Genomic DNA, 24,024 nt, shown 5'->3' with positions numbered 1-24,024 from the left:
AAGAATACCATGCCAGAAAAAAGTATAGAACACATCAATTTTGATGAATTAAATAAAAAAGCCATTTCGCAACCATTAGTTTCTCACATTTATACCGCAGATCCATCTGCACATGTCTTTGATGGTAAGATATATATATATCCATCTCATGATATTGATGCAGGAGAAGCTTTTGACGATTTAGGTAGCCATTTTGCTATGGAAGATTATCATGTATTATCTATGGATAGTATAGATAGTAAGGCTGTAGATAATGGTTTGGCTTTGCATGTAAAAGATGTGCCATGGGCAAAACAACAAATGTGGGCGCCAGATGCAAATGAAAAAGATGGGACTTACTATTTGTTTTTTCCAGCAAAAGCACATGATGATATTTTTAGAATTGGGGTGGCTACAAGCACCTCACCAACAGGTCCGTTTAAAGCAGAACCAGAAGCAATTAAAGGTAGTTTTTCTATAGATCCAGCAGTTTTTAAAGATGATGATGGAAGTTGCTTTATGTATTTTGGAGGTCTTTGGGGGGGACAATTGCAACGTTGGAGAACTGGCGAGTTTAATGCAAGCCAACCAGAAAGCCCTACAGCATTTCTTCCTGAAGGAGATGAGCCTGCATTATTGCCATATATTGCAAAAATGACGGATGATTTATTAGAGTTTGATGAAAAGCCAAAAGAAATTGAAATTGTTGATGAAAATGGAGATTTATTAGTAGCAAATGATACTGATAGACGATTTTTTGAAGCTGCATGGTTACATAAACATAACGGAAAATATTATTTCTCATACTCTACAGGCGATACGCATTTTATTTGTTATGGAATAAGTGATAGTCCTTATGGGCCATTTACGTATGGTGGTAGAATTTTAGAACCAGTTGTAGGTTGGACATCTCATCATTCTGTTTGTAATGTAGAAGGAAAAGATTATTTGTTTTATCATGATTCTAGTTTATCAAAAGGAGTAACACATTTACGTTCTGTAAAAGTTATAGAAATTAATTATAACGAGGATGGAACAATACAAACAATAGAACCTTATAGGGATTAGTTTTTGCAAGTTGCAATTTGTTGATTGACAAACATCCCTACAAGATATGAAATAGATAAAAAGGCAACGAGAACTGTTCAAGCTCAATTAAAAGTTGATATTAATGGTTTAGACGGATAAAAGTAAGTATATCGAATTTTTTTAGTGTTATTTATAATGAATGAATTAAAATTATAGCACAATTATTGTAAAATCTGGATTTAAGGAAGATATTTTAAATATGCTGAAAGCCGTTACCGATGTGAAACGGAAAGAGGAAGGTAATATCTCATATACATCAGCTCAAAGGTTGTGATTTTGGAAGAATGGCAAGCTCAGGAAGCGATCGACATTAATAACCAAACAGCTCATTTTTTAATATTAAAGACCCAAATAGGGAAAAAGGCTGATAGTTTAACGATAGATATAATAAGAGAGTTTTATTAATTTTAAATGTATATGAAAATAGATGAAACGGCAGTAGATTTAAGGTTTTTGACTCATCTCAAACTTTGTACTTACTCGAAATCGTCTACTTTTCATATACTAACCGTTAGCACCAACAGTTGCAATTTCCGGCATTAAAACATACTAGATCTCTATTAAATTACAGTTCGTATCAATTTATTGACTTAGGTCAAATAGTTTGGCTTGAAACAAGATTAGTTTTGCTAATTCAAAAATTAAATTAGTAGAATTAGATACGATACAAACAACTAGTACCGAAAGTTAGGAAATCTTTTAAAATAGAAATTTATCCTATGTAAGATTTATATCTCCTGTTAGAAGATAAGTTGAAGAATACATCAAAAGTAACTTACTATGTTTTTGATAGTCGTAAATAGTTATATAAGATCTATTTTTAAGTCGTAAATAAGACATAAAAAAAACTAAGATTTCACAAACAAACATATGGACTTAAGACTTTAATAAAACAACAAATAACTATGGCTATTTACGCAATTGGAGACATACATGGTTGTCTAAATGCTTTAAAAACCATTTTTCAACAAGGCATAATTAAAGAGCAAGATAAAGTAGTTTTTCTGGGAGACTATGTTGATAAAGGAGCTGACAGTAAGGGAGTACTGGATTGGTTATTAGAAAAAAGAAAAGTATTCGACTTTGAATTTATACTTGGTAATCATGAAATAATGATGACAGCTGCCAAATCTTCACCACAAAAATATGCTGAATGGGTCCAAAATTATGGAGGCTTCCATACTTTATATTCGTATAAAATGGCAGATAACCTAAACTGGATGAACCACGTAGATAAAAAGTATTGGGACTTTATCGATTCTTGCTTGCCATATTTGGAAATAGAAGAGTTCATTTTCGTTCATGCGGGCCTTGAAAGCAATAAGCATCTAGACGTACAGAATGAGCATCATTTATTTCATAAGAAATATGAAACCCCTGTAATTTATAATCTAGGAAAAACTGTAATTTGCGGACATACTGCTCGTAAAAATGGAGAAATAGCCGATTTTGGTCATACTATTTGTATTGATACTTTCGCACACGGTGGCATGTGGTTGACTTGTTTGAACGTTGAAACAGGTGAGTTTTTAAAAGCGAATGAAAAGGGACAAATAAAAAAAGGAAAACTAAAACGATTTTCTAACACTATGCAAAACGTAATAAAACGCTTCTTTCACTAATCGCTACCGGTTTTTATATAAAATAAAAAAGTTAAACGATTAAATACGAGTTATTTAATTTTAGGCCAATGGTCTAGTATCAAAAAAGAAAGTATATTTTAAAAATTAATTTTACTACTATTTATTATGAGCAAATTAAAAATTATAGCTACAATTATTGTAAAACCCGGATTTAAGGAAGATGTTTTAAATATGTTGCAAACCGTAACTGATGCAACACGGAAAGAGGAAGGTAATATCTCCTATATATTACATGAAGATATTAATAACAGCTCAAAGGTTATAATTTTGGAAGTATGGAAATCACAGGAAGCGATTGACTTTCATAACCAAACAGAACATTTTTTATTATTAAAGACCGAACTAGGGAATAAGGCTGATAGTTTAACAATAGATATAATAAGAGAGTCTTATTAGTTTTATAATTTAAAATTTTATACAAAATGAAACGTTCAATTTTAATAGTATTCTGTCTTACAGTATCTTTTTTAGCAAACTCACAATCAAACTCTAAACTTTACACTTACAAGCAGTTTGGTAACACGTATGTTGTAAGTATTCAAAACCATTCTGAAATTACAAAAGCAATCACTGCATTTGTGAAAAAGCTAGATATAAAAGCAGGAACAATTTCTGGTCTTGGAGCTGTAAATGAAGCTACATTAAGAATTTTGGATCCAGCTACTAAAAAATTTGTAGATAAAACTTTCACCGAACAAATGGAAATTACCAACATAACAGGTAATATATCTCAACAAAATGATAAGCATTACATACACATGCATGTAACACTTGGACGAGGTGATTACACAGCATTAGCAGGACACTTACTTACAGCTAAAATTAATGGAGCTGGAGAATTTGTTATAGAAAGTTTTGAAGGAACCGTTAATCGTTATTCTGATGAGGACACCGGTTTAAACTTGTATAAGTTTTAGAAGTATAGAAAAGAAAATCGGTAATAAATATAGACAAATTACTGCCTCAGTAGATTACTAGTATTTCAGTGATTATAAATCGTTAAAAAACAGAATAAAACAGTTGGGAAACTATAAAACGCAATAGATGAAATCGAGAAAATTATTAATGATACCTGGTCCAATAGAATTTGAAAGTGAAGTTATGCAATGTATGGCAGTACCAACTCCTAGCCATGTTTCCCCGGGTTTTATAGACCTCTTTGCCAATAGTTTAAAACTAATGAAAGAGGTTTGGAAATGCCCATCTGGTCAGGCATTTATAGTGGCAGGAACAGGTACGCTTGCTATGGATATGGCTGCTGTAAACCTAATAGAAACCGGTGATAAAGCACTTGTAATATCTACAGGCTACTTTGGTTTACGTTATGCCGAAATCTTAAAACGATATGGAGCTCAAGTAGATATTCTTGAAGCTGAAGTAGGTAACATTGTACCCTTAGAGCTTATAGAACAACAACTAAAATCTAAAAGCTATAAACTTTTAACCTTTACACACGTTGACACATCAACAGCTGTTTTAAATGATGCTAAAAGTATTGGTGCTTTAGGTAAAAAGTACAACGTATTAACCATTCTTGACGGTGTTTGCTCTGTTGCGGGCGAAGAAATTAAACAAGAAGATTGGGGAATTGATGTTGTACTTACAGCTTCCCAAAAAGCAATAGGAGTTCCTCCAGGACTTGCTCTTTTAGTTGCTTCTAAAAATGCGATGCAAACATTTGAACAACGAACAAGTCCTGTTGCTAATTACTATGGAGATTGGACTAATTGGTTACCAATAATGAAAGCTTATGAAAATAGACAAGCCTCATATTTTGGAACACCTGCCGTTAATCTTGTAATTGCTCTAGAAAAAAGTTTACAACTCATTTTAAAGGAAGGTTTAGACAGTCGTTTCGACCGACACAGAAGAGCAGGAAAAGCCATGCGAGCTGCAATCAAAGCTTTAGGCTTAGACTTATTATCAAAAAACGAACAAGTTTCTGCAAATACCTTATCAGCGCCTTTATATCCAAACCAAATGGACACAGCCTCTTTTTTAAAGGCCGTAAATCAAGAAGGAGTTATACTGGCTGGAGGTCTTTTGCCTCAATTAAAAAATAGTTATTTTAGAATTGGACACATGGGGTCGGTAAACAAGAATGATTTACTCGCAACGGTTGGAGCCATTGAATCAGCGTTGAAGAACAATGGGTATTCACATGAATTAGGATTAGGAACAGCTCAAATATTGAAATACTTCTAACTAGAATAAAGAAACCATTACATTGTCATTATACCTATTTAAGGTAGAAATAATTTAAGTGTGAAAGTTTTTAATTTTATCTTACTCAATGATAATTGTGTTAATAGAGCATCTATTTTAAAAAAAGGAAAACCAAAATAAATAGATATTTTGGTTTTCCTTAATTCCTTAAAATGATGTAGAATTATTTTATGTCTAAGAATATTCCTCCAGAGAAAGAAGGGCTAGCGGCTATTATTCTACCAGAAAAAGCAGAATCGAAGCCAAGTGAAACGCCTAGTTTTTTAGTAATATAGTAAGCCGTTTCAAAACCAAAACTACTGTATTCAATATCATTTGCAAAAATACTTCCATTACTATTGGTAGCATTTAACGACCCGTTTTTAAAAGATTTTACAACATTTAATCTTGTAATAAGCCATAGCTTATTGTTTATTAAATTGATTCCTGCTTCTAAGCCAGTTCTAAATTCATCAGAAAAACCTTCACTTCTATTGTTGTACCCTAAATAAGATTTTAAATAAACAGGTTTGTCTTTATAAGATGTAGAATAACCTAGAGATGATGATATAATCTGATTAAACTCTCCATCTCCGTTTTGAAAACTACCATCGCTACCACCATTATTATCACCTGTTGGTAAGCCTAATATTAGTTTTATATCAGCAGCCCAATTTCCTTTTTTGTATAAACCATATCTAAAACCTAAATCTACATCTCCAAATGAATTGATAGTTTCTCCTTGGCTAATAGTTTCTCCTGTGGTTCCTGAAATTTGATTGTTTTGAGAAGAGCTAGCAAAGAACGGTACGTATGCAATAACATCAAACTTATTACCTACCCCATATTCTGCATACAAACTAGTGTTAAATAAAGTTCTAGTTCTATTAGGGTCTTTTGCTCCTGTATCTGTATAATGCTCATCATACTGTAATTGCCAACCTGCAAGTTTGTAATATCCCTTTCCTTTTCCTTTAGTCCATTGCGCAAAACCAATGTTACTTGCTAATACTATTAAAAGTAATGTAATTATATGCTTTTTCATATTTCCTTTATTTAATTTCTCCATTTCCTACATCTACACCAAAGGGTTTGCACCAATATAATAAATGCGAAAAATCATTAATACCTGTATTTTTTATAATGTATGTATGGGCTCCTTTAAAAACAGTAACTTTTTCTATTTCTTTAGCATTTGCTACTGTATTAATATTATTGGTAAAGTATAAATATAAACCAGGTAGTCTGTCTGATGCTTTGTAGTTTTCATCAATTGTTAATTCTAAATCATTAGTATTTGGTATTTCTTTTAAAGTAAAACCTCCTTTAAGTTCATAACTGCTAGATGTTTTTAACGTTCCTGTTTTTTCTTGAGTTGTATTGCCAATAACGGTTACTGTATCTTGTATTGTAAGCGTATTATTAGAAGAACTTACTGTTGCAGTAATAACAGCTTCTCCCGGTGCAATTGCAGTTATTAACCCCGTATTAGTAACAGTTATTACGTTTGTGTTAGAACTTTGCCAAGTTATAGTAGTGTTCTCTGTTTCTCCACTACTGTTTGTGTATGTTGTGGTATACTGATGAGTATTGTTAATGTTTAACTCTTCTATTGGGTTGTTAATACTTATACGTTCGTTTATATTTACTACCGTTACGGTATCTTCTGTGTTAATTATTTCTCCGTTTGCTGTTGTAATACTTGCTGTAACGGTTGCTGAACCTTCACTAAGCGCAGTAATTAAGCCCTCGTTAGAAACTGTAATAATAGAGGGGTTAGAGCTATTCCATGACGTTTTTAAATCTTCGATCTCTCCAAGTTCATTTGTAAAAGATGCAGTGTATTGGTGTGTGTTAGAAATAATTATTTCTTCAATAACATTATCTATTGTTAGTTTTTTATCAACAGCTATAACTTCTATATTGTTTTCGTTTGTAATAATACTTCCATTTTCGTTTGTTACAGAAGCTGTAATTACAGATTCTCCAATGGATAGTGCTGTAAGTAATCCAGCGTTAGAAACAGATATAATGTTAGAATTGCTGCTATCCCAATTAATTTTAGGAGTTGTTACTTCTCCAATATTATTGGTGTATTTAGTGCTGTATAGATGTGTGTTTTTTATACCAAGTTCTGTGATTGTATTGTTAAAACTTAATATTTCTATTTGGTTGTCTGCGATAATATCATCTTCAATACAGCTATTAAAAGTGAGTGAAAGGAATAGAATAAATTGTAAATATCTCATTAGTGTTATTTTTAAATTCTAAAAACTTGGTCGTAGAAAAAAATGATTGTTTACAACCATCACTAGAATAGTCGACTTTTTTTTAAAAAAGTAGTTAAGAATATGGAAACCCGTATAAAAACTATAAAATGATAAATTAAATTTGAAATTAAATTAGTGATAAGTTTTAAAGTAACTTTTCATTTTAAAAGATAAAAATGTTTAAAAAAGTTCTAGTTGCAGAAGATTTTGATGTTATTAATAACGGAATTAAAATGGCATTAAAAGAAATTGGAGTTCAAGAAATAGATTCTATTTCTTATTGTGATGAAGCGTATGCTAAAATTAAAAGTGCTTCTTTAAACAATGAGCCTTACGATTTAATTATTTCTGATTTGTCTTTTGAAAATGATGGAACTCCACAAGAATTAAAATCTGGAGAAGAATTGATAGAGAAAATTAGCAATGAATTTTTAGATTTAAAAATTATTGTTTTTTCTATTGAGGACAAACCGTATATAATTCAGCATTTATATAAGAACCTAAAAATAGATGGGTATGTTTGGAAGAACAGAAATGGATTAAAAGAATTAAAGAAAGCAATTCATACAATTTCAACGTCAAAACAGTTTTATATTTCACCCGGTTTAAATAGTGCAATACAGTCCAAGCAAGCAGTAGAAATTACAGCTTTCGATGTCTTTTTGATTGAAGAACTCTCTAAAGGACTACTTCAGGAAGATATTAGTAAAAAGTTAAAAGAAAAAGAGATTTCTCCTTCTAGTACGAGTGCTATAGAAAAAAGATTAAGATTTTTAAAAGAACATTTTAATGCCAATAATCCAGCACACTTAGTGGCTATAGCTAAATATTTTGGATTGATTTAAGAAAATAATTAAAACAAATAAAGCCGATTACGGAAACCCGTAATATTTTATGGTTTTATTAGTATACTTTTGAAAAGTAGTTCTAAAAAGAACCTATTGAAAAGGAAAGAATGCTAATACCAGGCCTTACGGATTTTCGTAAGGCTTTTTTTAGGAATGTTTTTTTTTGTTTGTTTCTTAGGTTTTTTGAATGATTTAGATCATTTTTTGAAGCCGATAATTATATTGAATAAGGGGGTTGAGGTAGAGTAGAGTGATTTAGAAATAAATTGTTATTTAAATAAATTTATTACAACTTCATTTATTATGATTTTTTATTCGAGATAGTGTTGGGGAGTATTATTTGAATGATTAAATTATTTCATTTGGAGTTGTTTTTCTATATAAAATAAATTAGTACTGAAAAGGATACTAAATGATAGAAATCTTCAAATTAGTGAGTTTATTGGTATTAAATTATAAATAAACTTACTAGATATTAAATTCTAAAAATACTGGTAAATGATCAGAAATCATTCTGGCATTTATTAAGTTGTTGCAATTGTCTACAAAATCTACAACTCCAGTATTTATTGCATTAACTTTATTGGCATTATAGTAAATATTATCAATAGCATGGTTTGTGTAGTTGCCGTTTTTACATTTCTTTTTTAAGGTGGTTGCCGTATTTTTTATGGCAGGCTTAAAGCCCATTTTGTAGAGTGGATTCCATACATTATGCTTTTCATTCAAGTTAAAATCGCCTAAAATAAAAAGATGGTCCGTTTCTAGTTTTTTAGGATATTTTTTAAAATGTGCTATTTCCATTTCTGGATGTTTATTGTAAATACGAGCATGTATATTGATGAAATAAAAAGTGGTGTTACTTTTTTTGATTTCAAATTTTGCTAAGTAGGGTTCTCTTTCAATTATGTTTTCTAAAGAAACGTCTAAAGTAGCTTTTTTTACAAGTCTTAATTTAGAAGTTTTCCAAATGTAGGCATAACGTTCGCTTATATAACTAGAGGGACTTTTGGTTGGGTTGCTTATAGTGTAATTCCATTTGTTACCTAATCTATTTAACGCACTTACAATTTTAGCAACTGCCTGCGCACCTTTTGGATCTTTGGCAACAACTTCTTGAATAGCAATTACATCGTAGTTTTTTATGGTATTAGCTATAAAATTTAGCTCTTCATTATTTTTTGTTCTTCCTAGGTTTTGAATATTCCATGTAAGAATTTTTAAAGTTGTCTTTTTCTCTGAGTTTCTTTCTACTGCAGTATCCTTGTTTTTATTATTTTCTTTGTCGGAATTATATGGGTTTGTAAAACTGTAAAACAATATAATCAAACATAAAAACAAGTTATTTCTCATAAGGTGTATTTTTTTTCAAATTTAGAAAAAAGGTACACATTTATATCTATCTAATGCTCTAATGTTTATTTCAAAATCATAAGAAATGGAAAACTCATGAATACCACTTGTGTGTATCAGTTCTTAGTTGCCAAAACAATAAGAATACCCAAAATGAAAGCCTTTCTAAATTTGTATACGTATTTAAAAATATATTAAATATTAATAAGAAAGAGATGCCATAGGTTTTAGGCCTATAGTTAAAAGATTGTAGTTTTTTAATTTTCATGCTTGTTTACTGAAATTAGCATATAATATTTATTTATAAAATAGTTGGATTCTAAATTAGAGAGGGAAGTTTTTAAATTTCTTAGGTGGCCAAGGATAGTAAAACCTGTGTATAAATATTTTTTTAATCGTTGATTTATTGATTAAAATTGTGAGTATAAGAGATCATATTTATTGGGTAAAAGCAAAAAGCTTCTCATAACGAGAAGCTTTTTAAATTTCTATAAGTTTGTAAATGCTACAAACAGTCTTTGATCATTTTTACCGCTTGTTCTGCCGTAATATCTCTTTGTGGGGTTCCAAACATTTCGTAACCTACCATAAATTTCTTTACAGATGCGCTTCTTAATAAAGGTGGATAAAAACTCATGTGGAAATGCCAATGTTTGTTTTCATTACCATCTGTTGGCGCTTGATGAATTCCGCTAGAATATGGAAAAGAAGTATTAAAAATCTTATCGTATGCTTTTGTTAATACAGAAATTGCTTCTCCGTATTGTAACGTTTCTGCTTCCGTCATTTCTAAGATGTTAGCCAAAGGTCTTTTAGGAACAATCATAGCTTCGAAAGGCCAAATAGCCCAGAAAGGAACTAAAACAACAAAACCATCATTTTCAAAAATAATACGTTCTTGTTTTTCTAATTCTTGCGCTAAATAATCGCCCAATAAACTACTGTTATTGTTATTGTAGTAGTTTAATTGTTGTGTATTTTTTTTATCAACTTCATTAGGTAAAGAAGATTGACTCCAAATTTGACCGTGAGGATGCGGATTACTACAACCCATTACTGCACCTTTGTTCTCAAATATTTGAACGTAGTTAATGTTAGGGTTTTCAGACAATTCTTTAAATTCTTTTTGCCATGCAAAAACAACCTTTTGAATTTCCGTTGCAGACATATCAGCCAAACTTTTTGAGTGATCCGGGCTAAAACAAATTACCTTACAAATACCCGTTTCACTTTGTGCTTTTAAAAGTCCGTCGTTTACACTAAACGTTGGCGAATCATTTTGTAATGCAGCAAAATCGTTTGTAAAAACAAAAACATCTTTATAATCTGGGTTTACTTCTCCGTTAATTCTAGTGTTTCCAGCACACAAATAACAAGAATCGTCATGTGTTGGTCTTTTTTCGTTATTAACAGCTTCATTTTGTCCTTGCCAAGGTCTTTTAGCTCTATGTGGTGAAACTAACACCCATTCTCCTGTAAGAATATTAAATCGCTTGTGCGAATAATCTTGTAAATTTGTATTGCTCATTTTCTTGTGTTGTAATTATTGTTTTACGATATGTGTTCCTTCAGAAAGTTCAATAAAATAGACTGAACATTCGTTGTTAAATTTATTTTTATAAGCTTTGGCTGCCGTTTCAGCAAATGCTTTTGCTTCGCTTTTGTCAATTAAATTAATGGTACAACCACCAAAACCTCCACCCATCATTCTTGCCCCAAGAACGTGTTTGTTTTTCTTTGCTTGTGCAACTAAAAAGTCTAATTCATCACAACTCACTTTGTATTGGTTAGATAAACCTTCGTGAGATTGGTAAATTAATGAACCTAACAATTCTAAATCATTATTTTCAATAGCATGTGCAGCTTTTATAGTTCTATTATTTTCTTGAATTACAAATAATGCCTTTTGATAATTAGCAGGCGTAACTTTGTCTACAATCGTTTCTAGATCTGCTTCAGTAGCGTCTCTTAAAGCTTTTATGTTTAATAATTCAGAAACGCTTTCGCAAGCAGAACGTCTGTCGTTATAGGCACTGTCAGATAAACTGTGTTTAACGTTGGTGTTTATCAACATTAATTGATGATTTTCGAAATCTATTTTATAAGGCTTAGATTCTACAGTTCTACAATCTAAATGTAATGCATGGTCTTTAATACCGAACATACTTGCATATTGGTCCATAATACCACAATTTACACCCACATAATTATGCTCTGCTTTTTGTGATATTAAAATCATTTCGTGTTTGGTTAACCCTAAATCAAACAATTCATTTAAACCAAAAACAACACTATTTTCTAAAGCTGCAGAAGAAGACATACCAGCTCCACCAGGAATATTTCCTTTAAACACAATGTTAAAATCGCCAATTACTTTGTTTTTATTTTGTATTTCTGCTACAACACCAAAAACATAGTTTTCCCAACTACCTTCCTTAGACGGTTTTATTTTATCTAATTCAAATTTTATGGTACTGTCTAAATCTAAAGCGATGGCTGTAGAGCAGCCAGAATCACTTTTTTGAATAGCTGCTGCAATTCCTTTATTTACAGCTGCAGGAAAAACAAAACCATCATTATAATCTGTGTGTTCTCCAATAATATTTATTCTTCCAGGAGAAAAAATTAATAAAGGTTCCGTTTTAAATTTTTTGATGAATGTATCTTTGACATCCTTAATTAGTGTTGCACTCATAATTTGCTTAGTTAATTGTTAATTATGTTTATTTTCCAAACAATGGAATATTTTTCGTGAGGTTTTAATGTTTGTAAGCCAATTTTATTATTAAAGCTATTAGAAACACCTGTTGTAGGCTCAATAGCTATCGTATTTAATCTTGGTGGAGTGTATGTTTGTAAATAAATGTCTTTACCCGATGATTGAAAATTTAATTGATATTTAGGAGTCTTAAATGTAACTTTGTCAGAATTTAATCCCCAGCAATCATCTAATTGTTTATTTTCAATAGCTAAATTGATCATTGACTTTACATCTTCTGATCCGGTAGTAATATTTCTATCTCCAATAATTAATTTTTGATCACAATCAAAATTTAATGAACTTTCCGCTAAATTATCACTGATAAAATAGGGATGCCATCCTAAAGTAAATGGAAAAACTTTAGTGTCGGTGTTTTTAACGGCAAGAGTCAAATCTAAACCATCGTTTGTAAAAGTATAAGTTACTTGAATAGCATACGTATACGGAAAACCAGCGTTTCGTGTTTTTTCAATATATTCTAAAGTTATTTTTGCGGTATCTGCGGATACTTTTTTATCAATTACTTTAAAAGTTTTATTATACACAAAACCATGTAGTGCATTTTGCTCTTCTTCTTGATTTTTTTCTAGTTGAAAATCTTCATTGTTAAAAGAATATTTTCCATCTTTAATTCTGTTTGCAAACGGAAATAAAATGGAGGATGCAAATGTAGAATCGTATGTTAATGGATTCAAATCTTGAATGATGGCATTTCCGCCTAAGGTTAATTCTTGCAAACTAGCTCCTTTATTTAGGTAAATTTTACCAAAAACGGTGTTTTCAGTATTTGTTACTTCTAAAGTATTTTTTTCGGTGTTTTGGTTTATAGTATACAATGTGTTGTTAAATTGAGTTTCTAATAATTAATTTATTCGGGTTTTCTATTTTTCCCTGTTCTTTGTTCAAAATCATTTTAGCCAATCTTTTCCCCATTTCATTAAAGTCTGTAGTAATGGTTGTAATGCCTCCTTCAACTATTTCTTTTAATAACGTGTCATTATAAGAAATTACGCCAATATCATTCACTAAAGTCATATTCTGACTCTTCATTTTCTTGATAATTCTAAGTAGGCTTATATCATCTAGCAATACGTAGAGTTCTCCTTTTATTAAGGGAGCTGTTTTTACTTTACTTAATACTTTAAAAGGTATTGTGTTTTGTTCGCAGAAGCGTGTAAATCCTTTAAGTATACCTCTAGGTTGTTTTTGCTCTGAAAAGATAAGATTTATTTTGCTATATTTTGAAATAAATTTTAATGCTTTATTTAAATTATCATAGATAGTATTTTCGAAATTTTGATATATGGATGGATAATCTTTGAGATCTTTGGGTACTTGATCTAAAATGTATACTTTTTCTTTGGGTAAAAGTTGAACAGTTTTAAAAGTATCTCTAAAATTTGCCGGCATAATTATGTAATAATTATAAGCACCAGCATTGTCTTTTATTAGTTTCTGAAAAATAGTTTCATTAAAATGATGAAAGAAAATATCTACTTGAATAGTTTCGTCTAGATTTTTTAAAAATGAATTATATAAATCTTCTTTAAATGAATTTAATTCATCAAAAAGTAAAAATATTTTTTGTAGAACATTGATGTCTTCATTTAAAACATAATACCCTTTGCCAACAATAGATTCTATAATGCCTCTATTTTTTAATTCATTAAAAGCCATTAAAACGGTATCTCTAGATAACTTGTTTTCGCTTTTTAATGTATTAATTGATGGAAGTTGATCTCCTTTTTTTAAAGAACTATTAGAAATAGCATTTTCTATAGCAATAATTATTTGCTTGTATTTAGGAATGCCAGATTTGTTTTTTATAGAAATCATGAGTACAACAAATTTATAACTTTTTTATATACTAACCAACTAGTAGGGTCTAGTATGTTTTTTTTTAATATTTTATTGATTTTAGTATTGAAAATAATATTATTTTTTCCATCTTTGTTCGTGATTTTTTCTAAATTATCTCTTAAAAGGTGCAGATAAACGTCTTATTTGTAGAAAACCAACATTTGAGTTAGTAAAAAAGCTATTTGTTTCATCTTTTTACTAAAAAAGACATTTAATTTACGGATGTAAACATTTTTTAAAAAGAAAAAATCAATATTTACATATTAAATAATTAACTAAACAAAAATAACAATTATGAAAGCAGGATTTGAAATGTGGGACTATGTAGTCTTCATTGCGTATGCCATTTTAATTTTAGGTGTAGGTTTATGGGTATCTCGAGATAAGAAGGGACACCAAAAAAATGCAGAAGATTACTTCTTAGCAAGTAAATCTTTGCCTTGGTGGGCAATTGGTACTTCTTTAATTGCAGCAAATATTTCTGCAGAGCAATTTATAGGAATGTCTGGTTCTGGTTTTGCTTTAGGTATTGCAATTGCATCTTACGAGTGGATGGCAGCCTTAACGTTAATAATTGTTGGTAAATATTTCTTACCTATTTTTATAGAAAAAGGATTGTATACCATTCCTGAATTTGTTGAAAAACGTTTTTCTACCAACCTTAAAACAATCTTAGCCGTATTTTGGTTAGGTTTATACATATTTGTTAATCTTGCTTCTGTTTTATATTTAGGAGGATTAGCTATTGAAACCATTATGGGTGTAGATATGATGTATGCCATTATTGGTTTGGCACTATTTGCAGCTGCATACTCTTTATATGGTGGTTTATCTGCCGTAGCATGGACAGATGTTATACAAGTAGTCTTTTTAGTGTTAGGTGGTTTGGTAACTACTTATTTAGCTTTAAATACGGTTTCTGGAGGAGAAGGAATGTTGGCTGGTTTTTCTAAAGTATTGGATGCAGCACCAGAAAAGTTTCATATGATATTGGATGAATCTAATGATAACTATGTAAACTTACCTGGTATTTGGGTATTAGTTGGTGGTTTATGGGTTGCCAACTTATATTATTGGGGTTTCAATCAATATATTATTCAAAGAACTTTAGCCGCTAAATCTTTAAAAGAATCTCAGAAAGGTATTTTGTTAGCTGCATTTTTAAAATTAATTATTCCTTTAATTGTTGTAATTCCTGGAATTGCGGCTTATGTAATGGTGAATGATCCGTCTATTATGGCTAATTTAGGATCAGTAGGTCAGTTAAACATGCCTTCTGCCGGACAAGCAGATAAAGCGTATCCTTGGTTGTTGCAATTTTTACCTACAGGTCTTAAAGGTGTTGCTTTTGCTGCTTTAGCTGCTGCAATTGTTTCTTCTTTAGCTTCTATGTTAAACTCTACATCTACCATTTTTACAATGGATATTTATAAGCAATATATCAACAAAAATGCAGATGATAAAACAACAGTAAATGTGGGAAGAATTTCTGCAGCAGTTGCTTTAATAATTGCTGTTATTGTGGCTCCACTTTTAGGGGGTATCGATCAAGCATTTCAATTTATTCAAGAATACACAGGTATTGTAAGTCCAGGTATTTTAGCGGTATTTATCTTAGGTTTGTTTTATAAGAAAACAACGAATAATGCAGCTATTTGGGGAGCCATTTTATCTATTCCAATTGCATTAGCCTTAAAATTCATTCCAATAGCAGCATTTGAGCCTTGGATGCATCAAATGGGAATTACAGCTGTCTTAACGCTTATTATCATTATGGTAATGAGTAATATTCAAAACAAAGGGAAGGATGATCCTAAAGGGATTGATTTTGGAACAGATTTATTTAAAACTACACCGTTGTTTAACTTAGGTTCTATTGCCGTTTGTATTTTAGTAACTGTGCTATATTGTTTATTCTGGTAAGAAATTAGCAATAGGTAATAAGGTTGTCTAAAAAGTACATCCTTGTTATACTAAACTTGTTTCAGTATCTAAGTTTACTGAAATAAATTCTGATTAACATAAAAAATCGTCTAAAGAAATTTAGACGATTTTTTTTATAAATTATTTTAGTTGATAGCTGATTAAGAAAATAAGCTGCAGAAACAAGTTCTGCATGACAAGATTTAAACGATTAGTTTCTTGTTAGAACTATTTCTTCAAAGGCATCACTTTTTTCTGCAATATCAAACAAATGTTTCGCTTCTTCTGGAGGCGTAGTTAGTTTTCGTTTTGTTAAATCTATCCAAGCTCCATACACTTTTATAACTGCGGAAAGTTGGCCAGCTTCATTAAAAACCTGATGTGTAATTTTCCATCGTTCTCCGTTTTTAGATAAACCAGATAGTTTTAAATCTACGGTGATATTTTCTCCTAAATGAATTTCTTTTCTAAAGGAGGTTTCTTCGGTAAATAAAATAGGACCAATATTATGTCTTGTAAATTCTTCTATAGAAAAATTTTGATCTCTAAAATACCGAACTCTTACTTCTGCAGCATAATCATTATACGCTGTATGGCGCATGTGTCTGTTTGGGTCAAAGTCTGACCATTTAGTGTGAAATGTTACTTTAAAACTCATGTTAGCTCTTTTTTTAAACCATAAACCTGATAACATTAGATAATATTATCAGGCTTGTAGTTATTTAATATTTGGTAATTATTGTTTTACTATTTCGTTTTTTGGATTCATTTTTAGTTCACTTAAAACATTTATAGCTTCAAAAACATATACATCTTTAGAAAGGTTTTTATGCCATGCTATTCTTTTATCGGCTAATGCTGTATCTTTTTTAATTAATGAAAGTTCATAAGTAGGAGAATTAAAAGTTAAATCTGATTTATAATCAAAAACAGATTTGAATTTTTCGGCATCTTTTTCATTCGCAACATTTACTTCATCAAATAGTTTGTAATTTAGAGAGTATGAAGTGTCATCTTGCTTCTGTTTTAACCATTTTGCATATTCATTTATCAACTTAAACTTAGAATCGGCAGCAATTCTTTGTTTGCTTTTATTAATTACATCAGAAAAGTTTTCATAAGAATTTGTTTGTACATAATCTGCTTGTTTTACTTTGTCCCAAACTAATGCATTATCTAGATCTCTTTCACCAAATTTCATATAACTATATCTGTCTGGCATTGCAATATCAGAATATACACCTTCAATTTGAGTAGAACCGCCATTAATTCTGTAGAATTTTTGAATGGTCATTTTTAAAGCTCCTAAATCTTTATCGTATTTTGTAAATTGATTAATAGGTAACACACTTTGTACTGTTCCTTTACCATATGTTTGGTTTCCACCCATTATAACCGCTCTTTTATAATCTTGCATTGCAGCTGCAAAAATTTCTGATGCAGAGGCAGAAAATTCATTTACAAGGACAACTACAGCACCATCCCATTGAATTTTAGGATCAATATCTTTTTTTATGATTGGGTCTTCACCTCTATATTTTACCTGTACAATTGGGCCTTCGTTTATAAACAACCCGCTAATTTCAATGGCTGTTTTTAAAGAACCACCTCCATTATTTCTTAAATCTACAATTAAACCAGTAACTCCTTCGCTTTTTAATCGTGCAATTTCTTTCTCCATGTCTTTTGCGGAGTCTCTATAGTTTTGTTCATCAAAATCTATATAAAATTTAGGTAAATCTATAATTCCGAATTTCTTACCATCTTTTTCTACAATGCTAGATTTTACAAAAGTTTCTTCTAGTTCTACAACATCTCTAGTAATAGAAATTACTTTGGTAGAACCGTCTAGTTTTTTCTTAACCGTCAATCTCACTTCAGTACCTTTTTTACCTTTTATAAATTTAATGGCGTCATCTAAACGCATACCTACAATATCTAAAGGTTCTTTAGATCCTTGTGCAACTTCTAAAATAATATCACCAGGTTCTAAGTTTCCTTCTTTCCATGCAGGACCTCCAGAGACTAATTCAAAAATTTCTGTATAAATACCTTTTTTTACCAAACGAGCTCCAATTCCTTCTAATTTACCAGACATATCTTGGTCAAAACGTTCTTTTATACTTGGCGCCATATACGTTGTATGCGGGTCAAAAGCACCAACAACAGTGTTTAAAAAAGTAGAAAACCAGTCTTCATGCTCTAATTCTTCAATTCTAACATATAAATCGTCCATGTTTTTAAGAACTTCTGCACGCGCTTCTTTTTCTAACTCGTCAAAGCTTTTAGTTTTAAAGTTTTTGTCTTTGAGTACGTCTGCTTTTTGTTTTTCTAATTTAGCTTCAATTCTAATTAAAGTGCTTAATTTAAGTTGTTTGCGCCAATAGTCAATCAGTTCGTTTTCGTTTTTAGCAAACGGAACTTTTTCGTAATCTACATCTATCGTTTCTTTTTTCTTAAAGTTAAAAGGGTGTTCTAATAAACTACCATAGTAAGATTTTGCATTTTTAATCTTGTTAGAAAAACGTTCATATACCAAGTTGTAAAAAGAAATATCTTCTTTTAAAAGTTGATTATCTATATCATATTTATATTTAGAAAAATCTTTAATGTCTTGTTGTGTAAAATATCTTTTATTTGGGTCTAAGCCATCAATAAATTCGGTAAATACATATTCAGAAAAATCATCATTCATATCTTTAACTACAAAATGACTTCTGGTAAGGATATTTCTAAGAATATAAATTAAAATTTTATCTTTTTCAGGATCTGATTTTGTGCCTATATTAGCAGCGTTTGCTTGTAAACTAGTTGCAAATAATAGCATTGCTAATAAAAAGGTGGTGATTTTATATTTAGTTTTCATGTTGTCTTTTGTCGTTGTTTTAATGCTGATATTACTCCTTGTGCTTTGCTAAACTACTAAAATAATGCCAAAATTATTGAGTATGCAATTACCTTGCTGTTTTTTAGAACGTTTTAAGTCCTATTCAGAAATAACATTTTGTCTTAATTTATTATTCTTTAACTTTAAAATACAGCTTTGTATACTACAATATTACATAAAAAAGAGAAAATTTATTCTTTACAAAATGTTAAAAAGGAAATCGTAATAAAATCAATTATCTTTGCTTAAAATAATTCGAAATTTAAAGTTCAATATTTAAATTGAAAACTACCTCAAATTTTGAATTTTAAATTCAGAAAATCAAACTAAAAAGATGCAAGACAAGCCTTTAATTTTACTTACAAATGATGATGGAATTACAGCTCCTGGTTTAAGAGCTTTAATTGGAATAATGAATAAAATTGGTGAAGTTGTTGTAGTTGCACCTGATAGTCCACAAAGTGGAATGGGACACGCAATTACGGTAGATAATGTTTTAACCTGCAATGCAATTACGGTTGATGAGGGCCCGCAATTAGAATATACTTGTTCTGGTACGCCTGCAGATTGTGTAAAAATGGCGGTGAATGAAATTTTAAATAGAAAACCAGATTTATGTGTTTCTGGTATTAACCATGGTTCTAATGCGTCCATTAGTGTTATTTACTCTGGTACTATGAGTGCTGCAATAGAAGCAGGAATAGAAGGAATACCAGCAATTGGTTTTTCTTTATTAGATTTTAAATGGCATGCCGATTTTAAACCAGCGGAAGAATATATAAAAAATATTACATTAAATGCTTTGTTAAACGGTATACCAGAAGGTATTGTGTTAAACGTAAATATTCCAAAATTAAAAAAAGAAGAAATAAAAGGTGTTAAAATTTGTAGACAAGCAAATGGGTATTGGAAAGAGATTTTTGATAAACGAAAAAATCCAATGGGTAAAGAATATTACTGGCTTTCTGGTGAGTTTGTAAATAAAGATAAAGGCCAAGATACAGATCTTTATGCCTTAGAAAATGGGTATGTTTCTGTTGTGCCTGTTCAGTTTGATATGACGGCACATCACATGATTCAAAAATTAAACGCTTGGGAACTGTAAAAAAACATATTTTAATAGGAGTCTTGGTTTCGTTATTTGCCACTTTTGGAGGCATATTCTTATATTTAGAATATATTTCAAAATTCGGATTTTATGAAACTATCGATTTAATTAAAGAAGGAGAATTATACGGAAAAGTGTTGTCTTTGGCAGCAATTCCTAATTTATTTGTCTTCTTTATTTTTATCAAAAAGAAACAAGATAACAAAGCAAAAGGAGTTTTGTTAGCAACTATTTTAATTGCATTAACTACTTTGGTTTTAAAATTTTTCTAATAGAGATAATGGCTCCTCGAGCGCAGTCGAGAGGTTTTATTAAGGTCTCGACTGCGCTCGACCTGACAATTTAATACTATGAAATATTACATTATTGCTGGTGAAGCTTCGGGCGACTTACATGGTTCTAACCTAATGAAAGCATTGTATAAAGAAGATGCAAATGCAGACATTCGGTTTTGGGGTGGAGATTTAATGCAAAATGTTGGCGGAACATTGGTAAGCCATTATAAAGAGCGCGCTTTTATGGGCTTCTTTGAGGTGATTATGAACCTTTCTAAAGTACTAGGATTTATTAAGTTTTGTAAAAAAGACATTGCTCAATTTAATCCAGATGTCCTTATTTTGATTGATAATTCTGGCTTTAATTTACGCGTTGCAAAATGGGCAAAAGAGCAAGGTTTTAAAACTAATTATTATATTTCTCCACAAGTGTGGGCAAGTAGAGCAAGCAGGGTAAAAGACATTAAAAGAGATATCGATAAAATGTTTGTAATTCTTCCTTTTGAAAAGGAGTTTTATAAAAAATACGATTATAATGTTGAGTTTGTTGGGCACCCTTTAATTGATGGAATTGCAGGTAGAAAACAAGTAAGTGAAATTGATTTTAGAAAAGAGTACAACTTAACGGATAAACCAATTATAGCACTATTACCGGGTAGTAGAAAGCAAGAAATCACCAAAATGTTGTCTGTAATGTTGTCTTTAATAGATGATTTTTCTAAGTATCAGTTTGTAATTGCAGGTGCGCCAAGTCAAGATTTAAGTTTCTATCAAAATATTATAGGTAACAGAAAGGTGGCTTTTATCAGTAATAAAACCTATGATTTGTTAAGTGTTTCTTATGTTGCAATTGTTGGGTCTGGTACAGCAACTTTAGAAACCGCCTTATTTAAAGTGCCGCAAGTGGTTTGTTACAAAGGTGGAAATATTTCTTATCAGATAGCCAAAAGAATCATCACCTTAAAATTTATTTCTTTGGTGAATTTAATCATGGATAGAGAAGTGGTAAAAGAGTTGATTCAGAATGATTTTAATAAGAAGAATTTAAAAATAGAATTGACAAAGATTTTAGATGATGAATATCGAGAAAAATTGTTTTTAGAGTATTTTGAATTAGAAAAGAAATTGGGAGGAAAAGGAGCTTCAGAAAAAGTAGCTAAAGCTATTGTAAACGATTTTAAAAAGAGTTAGTTTGAAAAAAGTAATGTTTTTAATGGTGGTTTTTTCATTGATAATGAGTTCTTGCTCATCCACTAAAAGTGTTGTAAAAAAAACACCTAAACCAACAACTAAAGTAGATAGAATAGTAGCTAATGCATTAGAGTATAAAGGTGTTCGATATAAATTTGGAGGAATTACTAACAGAGGAATGGATTGCTCTGGAATAGTGTATGTTGCTTTTGATAGCGAAAACGTACAATTGCCTAGAATTTCTAGAGATATGGCGAAAAGAGGACAGAAAATTGCTCTTAGTAAAGTTAAAAAAGGGGATTTATTATTCTTTAAAACAAAAAAAAATAGACGAGGAGATATCAATCATGTTGGTTTGGTGGTTTCTCATATAAAAAGACAAATTAAGTTTGTGCATGCCACTACTTCTAGAGGAGTAATTGTTTCTGCATTGTCAGAAAAATACTGGAAAAATGCCTTCGTAAAAGCAACAACAATCTTATAATTAGTAGTTAACGTTTTTTTTAGTAACTTTAACTTGCTATGAAAAGGTTGTACAATTACATACCCTTGCACTTTGTTGTGCTTGTAATTCTTGGAATTTGTTTCCAATTTTTTACGCATTTTTGGGTTTTCAGTTTTCTAAAAATATTCTTGTTTTTAGGTGTTTTAATCCTGCTTTTTTTTCTGATAAAGCATAAAATACTAAGAACTTGTGTCTCTTTTATATTATTCTTTTTTATTGGAGTTGCTGTTGTTTATATTAATGATGATAGAAATTACGATTCTTTTTACAAACATCATATAGAAGAAAATGCTACGGTAATTTTACAGATTCATAAAATATTAAAACCTGGTAATTATTATCAGAAATATGAAGCTAATCTTATTAATGTTAATAATCGCAAAACAAAAGGAACCGTTCTCTTAAATGTTAAAAAAGATAGTTTTATAAGTTCTTTACATGTTGATGATCAGTTGCTATTGAAACCTGTTTTAAAAGAGTTAATTCCGCCTTTAAATCCGCATCAGTTTAATTACAAATCTTATTTAGCCAAACAAGGTGTTTATCATCAGGTATTTATAACAAAAAATCAGTTTTTAAAGTTGAATTCTAAAACAACAACTTTATTTGGATTATCAGCTAAATTTAGAAATATAATTCAAGAAGCGTTAGAGAAATATCATTTTAAGCCAGACGAATTAGCGGTTATTAATGCATTGTTATTAGGGCAACGACAAGATATCTCTAAAGAATTGATTGTAGACTATCAAAGAGCAGGAGCCATCCATATTTTGGCAGTATCTGGTTTGCATGTTGGGGTTATTTTATGGATTTTATTTTTTATATTTAAACCTGTAGAAAGAATTAAATACGGAAAGTTTATAAAAACAATTGTCATCATTTTTTTACTTTGGCTATTTGCTTTTGTCGCAGGTCTTTCTGCATCTGTGGTTAGAGCTGTAACCATGTTTACTTTTTTAGCCATTGGGTTATCTTTTCAAAGAAAAAATGTAGTTGAGTTCTCCTTTATTTCTTCCATGCTTTTTTTATTATTGATAAAACCCATGTTTCTGTTCGATGTTGGTTTTCAACTTAGTTATTTGGCTGTTTTTGGTATTCTTTGGGTACAACCAAAGTTGTATGGAACTTATAAACCAAAATTTTTTATTGACAAAAAAATATGGCAATTGTTTACCGTTTCAATAGCTGCGCAAATAGGAATTTTACCTTTAAGTATTTATTATTTTCAACAATTTCCAGGATTATTTTTAGCCTCTAACTTAGTGATAATTCCTTTTTTAGGAGCCGTTTTAATAGGTGGAATTTTAGTCATTATTACAGCGGTTTTAAATATTTTACCACCATTTTTAGCAGCTATTTATGGGTTTGTTATTTCTTGGATGAATCGTTTTGTAAGTTGGATTTCTCATCAAGAAACCTTTTTGTTTAAAGAAATTTCTATTTCGTTTATTGCCATGTTATTTTGGTATATATTTCTCTTTTTAGGAGTGTATTTCTTTATGAAAAAGTCGTCTAAAAGACTCGTTTACTTTTTAATTTCAATAGTATCTCTACAAACTATTTTTCTATTAGAATCGAATACTAATAAAGTAAAAGAAGAGTTAATTGTATTTCATAAAAGTAGATTTTCAATTATAGGAGAAAGGATAGGTGAGCAGCTTTTTTTACAGCACAATCTAGATAGTACAAGGTTTAAAAATGAAAATAGTATTAAAACGTATAGCGTTTCAGAAGGTATTGATGAGGTTAAAGAAACCAATTTTAAAAATTTTATTCAATTTTCTAACAAAGACATTTTATTGATAGATAGTCTGGGTGTTTACATGGTTTCCGGAATGCGTAAACCAATTGTTGTGTTGCAATATTCTCCAAAAATAAATTTAACAAGATTGATAAAGATTATAAAACCTTCACAAATTATTGCAGATGGTTCTAATTATAAAAGTGATGTAAATCGTTGGGAAAAGACGTGTTTAAATAATAAAATTCCTTTTCATTATACAGGTCAAAAAGGTGCGTTTATTATTCAGTAGGTTTTCTATTAAGTTTTATAAAACTAGAAATTAAAAGTTGCAGTATTGTCTTCTTTTTCTAAGAGATTCTCGTTAAAAAGAAACACATTTATAG

At 30.2% G+C, this 24,024-nt stretch carries 21 protein-coding genes; 12 read left to right on the top strand and 9 right to left on the bottom strand.

From position 1 onward, the window contains the following. Positions 1-9 precede the first annotated feature (9 nt). The 5 genes from JOP69_RS09760 (at position 10) to JOP69_RS09740 (ending at position 4,916) form a co-directional block, all read left to right on the top strand. Positions 10-1,047 (top strand): glycoside hydrolase family 43 protein, encoded by a 1,038-nt coding sequence (locus JOP69_RS09760; protein ID WP_203394764.1) that lies wholly within the window; start codon positions 10-12, stop codon positions 1,045-1,047. Between the two features lie 926 nt (positions 1,048-1,973). Continuing rightward, on the top strand, positions 1,974-2,690 hold the full coding sequence (locus tag JOP69_RS09755; RefSeq protein WP_203394763.1) for a metallophosphoesterase family protein: 717 nt from the start codon (positions 1,974-1,976) through the stop codon (positions 2,688-2,690). 126 nt (positions 2,691-2,816) lie between these two features. Beyond that, entirely contained in the window at positions 2,817-3,107 is a 291-nt protein-coding gene (locus JOP69_RS09750; RefSeq protein ID WP_203394762.1) for a putative quinol monooxygenase, read from the top strand. Between the two features lie 26 nt (positions 3,108-3,133). Beyond that, positions 3,134-3,628, top strand: a complete 495-nt coding sequence (locus JOP69_RS09745; protein ID WP_203394761.1) for a PPC domain-containing DNA-binding protein — start codon at positions 3,134-3,136, stop codon at positions 3,626-3,628. A gap of 127 nt (positions 3,629-3,755) precedes the next feature. Beyond that, positions 3,756-4,916, top strand: a complete 1,161-nt coding sequence (locus JOP69_RS09740; RefSeq protein WP_203394760.1) for an alanine--glyoxylate aminotransferase family protein — start codon at positions 3,756-3,758, stop codon at positions 4,914-4,916. Positions 4,917-5,100: 184 nt separating this feature from the next. Here JOP69_RS09740 and JOP69_RS09735 read toward each other — a convergent pair whose 3' ends face one another. Together JOP69_RS09735 and JOP69_RS09730 are read right to left on the bottom strand one after the other, a co-directional pair. Further along, a complete protein-coding gene (locus JOP69_RS09735) occupies positions 5,101-5,961 on the bottom strand; it encodes a hypothetical protein (RefSeq protein WP_203394759.1) in 861 nt (286 codons plus the stop codon). A 7-nt stretch (positions 5,962-5,968) separates the two neighbouring features. Further along, the gene (locus tag JOP69_RS09730; protein ID WP_203394758.1) at positions 5,969-7,165 is read right to left on the bottom strand and encodes an Ig-like domain-containing protein; all 1,197 of its coding nucleotides are present in this window, start codon (positions 7,163-7,165) and stop codon (positions 5,969-5,971) included. Positions 7,166-7,362: 197 nt separating this feature from the next. Between JOP69_RS09730 and JOP69_RS09725 the strand changes: the two genes are divergently transcribed. Beyond that, positions 7,363-8,031 (top strand): response regulator, encoded by a 669-nt coding sequence (locus JOP69_RS09725; RefSeq protein WP_203394757.1) that lies wholly within the window; start codon positions 7,363-7,365, stop codon positions 8,029-8,031. 471 nt (positions 8,032-8,502) lie between these two features. On the opposite strand, the gene JOP69_RS09720 is transcribed toward JOP69_RS09725, so the two are convergent. The 5 genes from JOP69_RS09720 to JOP69_RS09700 form a co-directional block, all read right to left on the bottom strand. Then, positions 8,503-9,387: an endonuclease/exonuclease/phosphatase family protein gene (locus JOP69_RS09720; protein WP_203394756.1), complete on the bottom strand. Its 885-nt coding sequence runs from the start codon at positions 9,385-9,387 to the stop codon at positions 8,503-8,505. A gap of 505 nt (positions 9,388-9,892) precedes the next feature. After that, entirely contained in the window at positions 9,893-10,915 is a 1,023-nt protein-coding gene (locus tag JOP69_RS09715; RefSeq protein WP_203394755.1) for a UDP-glucose--hexose-1-phosphate uridylyltransferase, read from the bottom strand. 15 nt (positions 10,916-10,930) lie between these two features. Next, positions 10,931-12,082, bottom strand: a complete 1,152-nt coding sequence (gene galK / locus JOP69_RS09710; protein ID WP_203394754.1) for a galactokinase — start codon at positions 12,080-12,082, stop codon at positions 10,931-10,933. Positions 12,083-12,093: 11 nt separating this feature from the next. Beyond that, positions 12,094-12,984: an aldose 1-epimerase gene (locus tag JOP69_RS09705; RefSeq protein ID WP_203394753.1), complete on the bottom strand. Its 891-nt coding sequence runs from the start codon at positions 12,982-12,984 to the stop codon at positions 12,094-12,096. A 7-nt stretch (positions 12,985-12,991) separates the two neighbouring features. Further along, positions 12,992-13,984, bottom strand: coding sequence for a GntR family transcriptional regulator (locus JOP69_RS09700; protein WP_203394752.1), 993 nt, complete (start codon positions 13,982-13,984; stop codon positions 12,992-12,994). Between the two features lie 318 nt (positions 13,985-14,302). Here JOP69_RS09700 and JOP69_RS09695 point away from each other — a divergent pair, with 318 nt between their 5' ends. Next, complete coding sequence (locus JOP69_RS09695; protein ID WP_203394751.1) at positions 14,303-15,931, top strand: sodium/sugar symporter; 1,629 nt, start codon at positions 14,303-14,305, stop codon at positions 15,929-15,931. A 211-nt stretch (positions 15,932-16,142) separates the two neighbouring features. Here JOP69_RS09695 and JOP69_RS09690 read toward each other — a convergent pair whose 3' ends face one another. Together JOP69_RS09690 and JOP69_RS09685 are read right to left on the bottom strand one after the other, a co-directional pair. Further along, positions 16,143-16,589, bottom strand: a complete 447-nt coding sequence (locus JOP69_RS09690) for a thioesterase family protein (RefSeq protein ID WP_203394750.1) — start codon at positions 16,587-16,589, stop codon at positions 16,143-16,145. Between the two features lie 78 nt (positions 16,590-16,667). Then, the gene (locus tag JOP69_RS09685; protein ID WP_203394749.1) at positions 16,668-18,797 is read right to left on the bottom strand and encodes a carboxy terminal-processing peptidase; all 2,130 of its coding nucleotides are present in this window, start codon (positions 18,795-18,797) and stop codon (positions 16,668-16,670) included. Positions 18,798-19,152: 355 nt separating this feature from the next. Between JOP69_RS09685 and surE the strand changes: the two genes are divergently transcribed. The 5 genes from surE to JOP69_RS09660 all read left to right on the top strand — a co-directional run bounded on the left by surE (position 19,153) and on the right by JOP69_RS09660 (position 23,930). Next, on the top strand, positions 19,153-19,923 hold the full coding sequence (surE, locus tag JOP69_RS09680) for a 5'/3'-nucleotidase SurE (protein WP_203394748.1): 771 nt from the start codon (positions 19,153-19,155) through the stop codon (positions 19,921-19,923). After that, positions 19,911-20,198: a hypothetical protein gene (locus JOP69_RS09675; protein WP_165733801.1), complete on the top strand. Its 288-nt coding sequence runs from the start codon at positions 19,911-19,913 to the stop codon at positions 20,196-20,198. Before surE ends, JOP69_RS09675 begins: the two co-directional genes overlap by 13 nt. Positions 20,199-20,276: 78 nt before the next feature. Beyond that, positions 20,277-21,392 (top strand): lipid-A-disaccharide synthase, encoded by a 1,116-nt coding sequence (gene lpxB, locus JOP69_RS09670; protein WP_203394747.1) that lies wholly within the window; start codon positions 20,277-20,279, stop codon positions 21,390-21,392. Between the two features lies 1 nt (position 21,393). Further along, positions 21,394-21,876: a C40 family peptidase gene (locus tag JOP69_RS09665; protein ID WP_252191097.1), complete on the top strand. Its 483-nt coding sequence runs from the start codon at positions 21,394-21,396 to the stop codon at positions 21,874-21,876. Between the two features lie 149 nt (positions 21,877-22,025). Further along, positions 22,026-23,930: a ComEC/Rec2 family competence protein gene (locus tag JOP69_RS09660; protein WP_252191096.1), complete on the top strand. Its 1,905-nt coding sequence runs from the start codon at positions 22,026-22,028 to the stop codon at positions 23,928-23,930. The last annotated feature ends 94 nt before the right edge of the window (positions 23,931-24,024 follow it).

Origin of the sequence: Polaribacter sp. Q13 (assembly GCF_016858305.2) — a bacterium.
Taxonomy (GTDB): domain Bacteria; phylum Bacteroidota; class Bacteroidia; order Flavobacteriales; family Flavobacteriaceae; genus Polaribacter.
The sequence above is the reverse complement of the archived record's forward strand: the minus strand, read 5'-3'. Positions and strand labels throughout refer to the sequence as shown.

What these genes read in the sequence shown, in the direction of transcription:
- JOP69_RS09685 (WP_203394749.1), bottom strand. Translation starts at nt 18,797, where the DNA reads ATGAAAACTAAATATAAAATCACCACCTTTTTATTAGCAATGCTATTA.
- JOP69_RS09745 (WP_203394761.1), top strand. Translation starts at nt 3,134, where the DNA reads ATGAAACGTTCAATTTTAATAGTATTCTGTCTTACAGTATCTTTTTTA.
- JOP69_RS09760 (WP_203394764.1), top strand. Translation starts at nt 10, where the DNA reads ATGCCAGAAAAAAGTATAGAACACATCAATTTTGATGAATTAAATAAA.
- JOP69_RS09730 (WP_203394758.1), bottom strand. Translation starts at nt 7,165, where the DNA reads ATGAGATATTTACAATTTATTCTATTCCTTTCACTCACTTTTAATAGC.
- JOP69_RS09740 (WP_203394760.1), top strand. Translation starts at nt 3,756, where the DNA reads ATGAAATCGAGAAAATTATTAATGATACCTGGTCCAATAGAATTTGAA.
- JOP69_RS09690 (WP_203394750.1), bottom strand. Translation starts at nt 16,589, where the DNA reads ATGAGTTTTAAAGTAACATTTCACACTAAATGGTCAGACTTTGACCCA.
- surE (WP_203394748.1), top strand. Translation starts at nt 19,153, where the DNA reads ATGCAAGACAAGCCTTTAATTTTACTTACAAATGATGATGGAATTACA.
- JOP69_RS09720 (WP_203394756.1), bottom strand. Translation starts at nt 9,387, where the DNA reads ATGAGAAATAACTTGTTTTTATGTTTGATTATATTGTTTTACAGTTTT.
- JOP69_RS09755 (WP_203394763.1), top strand. Translation starts at nt 1,974, where the DNA reads ATGGCTATTTACGCAATTGGAGACATACATGGTTGTCTAAATGCTTTA.
- JOP69_RS09735 (WP_203394759.1), bottom strand. Translation starts at nt 5,961, where the DNA reads ATGAAAAAGCATATAATTACATTACTTTTAATAGTATTAGCAAGTAAC.
- JOP69_RS09715 (WP_203394755.1), bottom strand. Translation starts at nt 10,915, where the DNA reads ATGAGCAATACAAATTTACAAGATTATTCGCACAAGCGATTTAATATT.
- lpxB (WP_203394747.1), top strand. Translation starts at nt 20,277, where the DNA reads ATGAAATATTACATTATTGCTGGTGAAGCTTCGGGCGACTTACATGGT.
- JOP69_RS09695 (WP_203394751.1), top strand. Translation starts at nt 14,303, where the DNA reads ATGAAAGCAGGATTTGAAATGTGGGACTATGTAGTCTTCATTGCGTAT.
- JOP69_RS09750 (WP_203394762.1), top strand. Translation starts at nt 2,817, where the DNA reads ATGAGCAAATTAAAAATTATAGCTACAATTATTGTAAAACCCGGATTT.
- JOP69_RS09700 (WP_203394752.1), bottom strand. Translation starts at nt 13,984, where the DNA reads ATGATTTCTATAAAAAACAAATCTGGCATTCCTAAATACAAGCAAATA.
- JOP69_RS09725 (WP_203394757.1), top strand. Translation starts at nt 7,363, where the DNA reads ATGTTTAAAAAAGTTCTAGTTGCAGAAGATTTTGATGTTATTAATAAC.
- galK (WP_203394754.1), bottom strand. Translation starts at nt 12,082, where the DNA reads ATGAGTGCAACACTAATTAAGGATGTCAAAGATACATTCATCAAAAAA.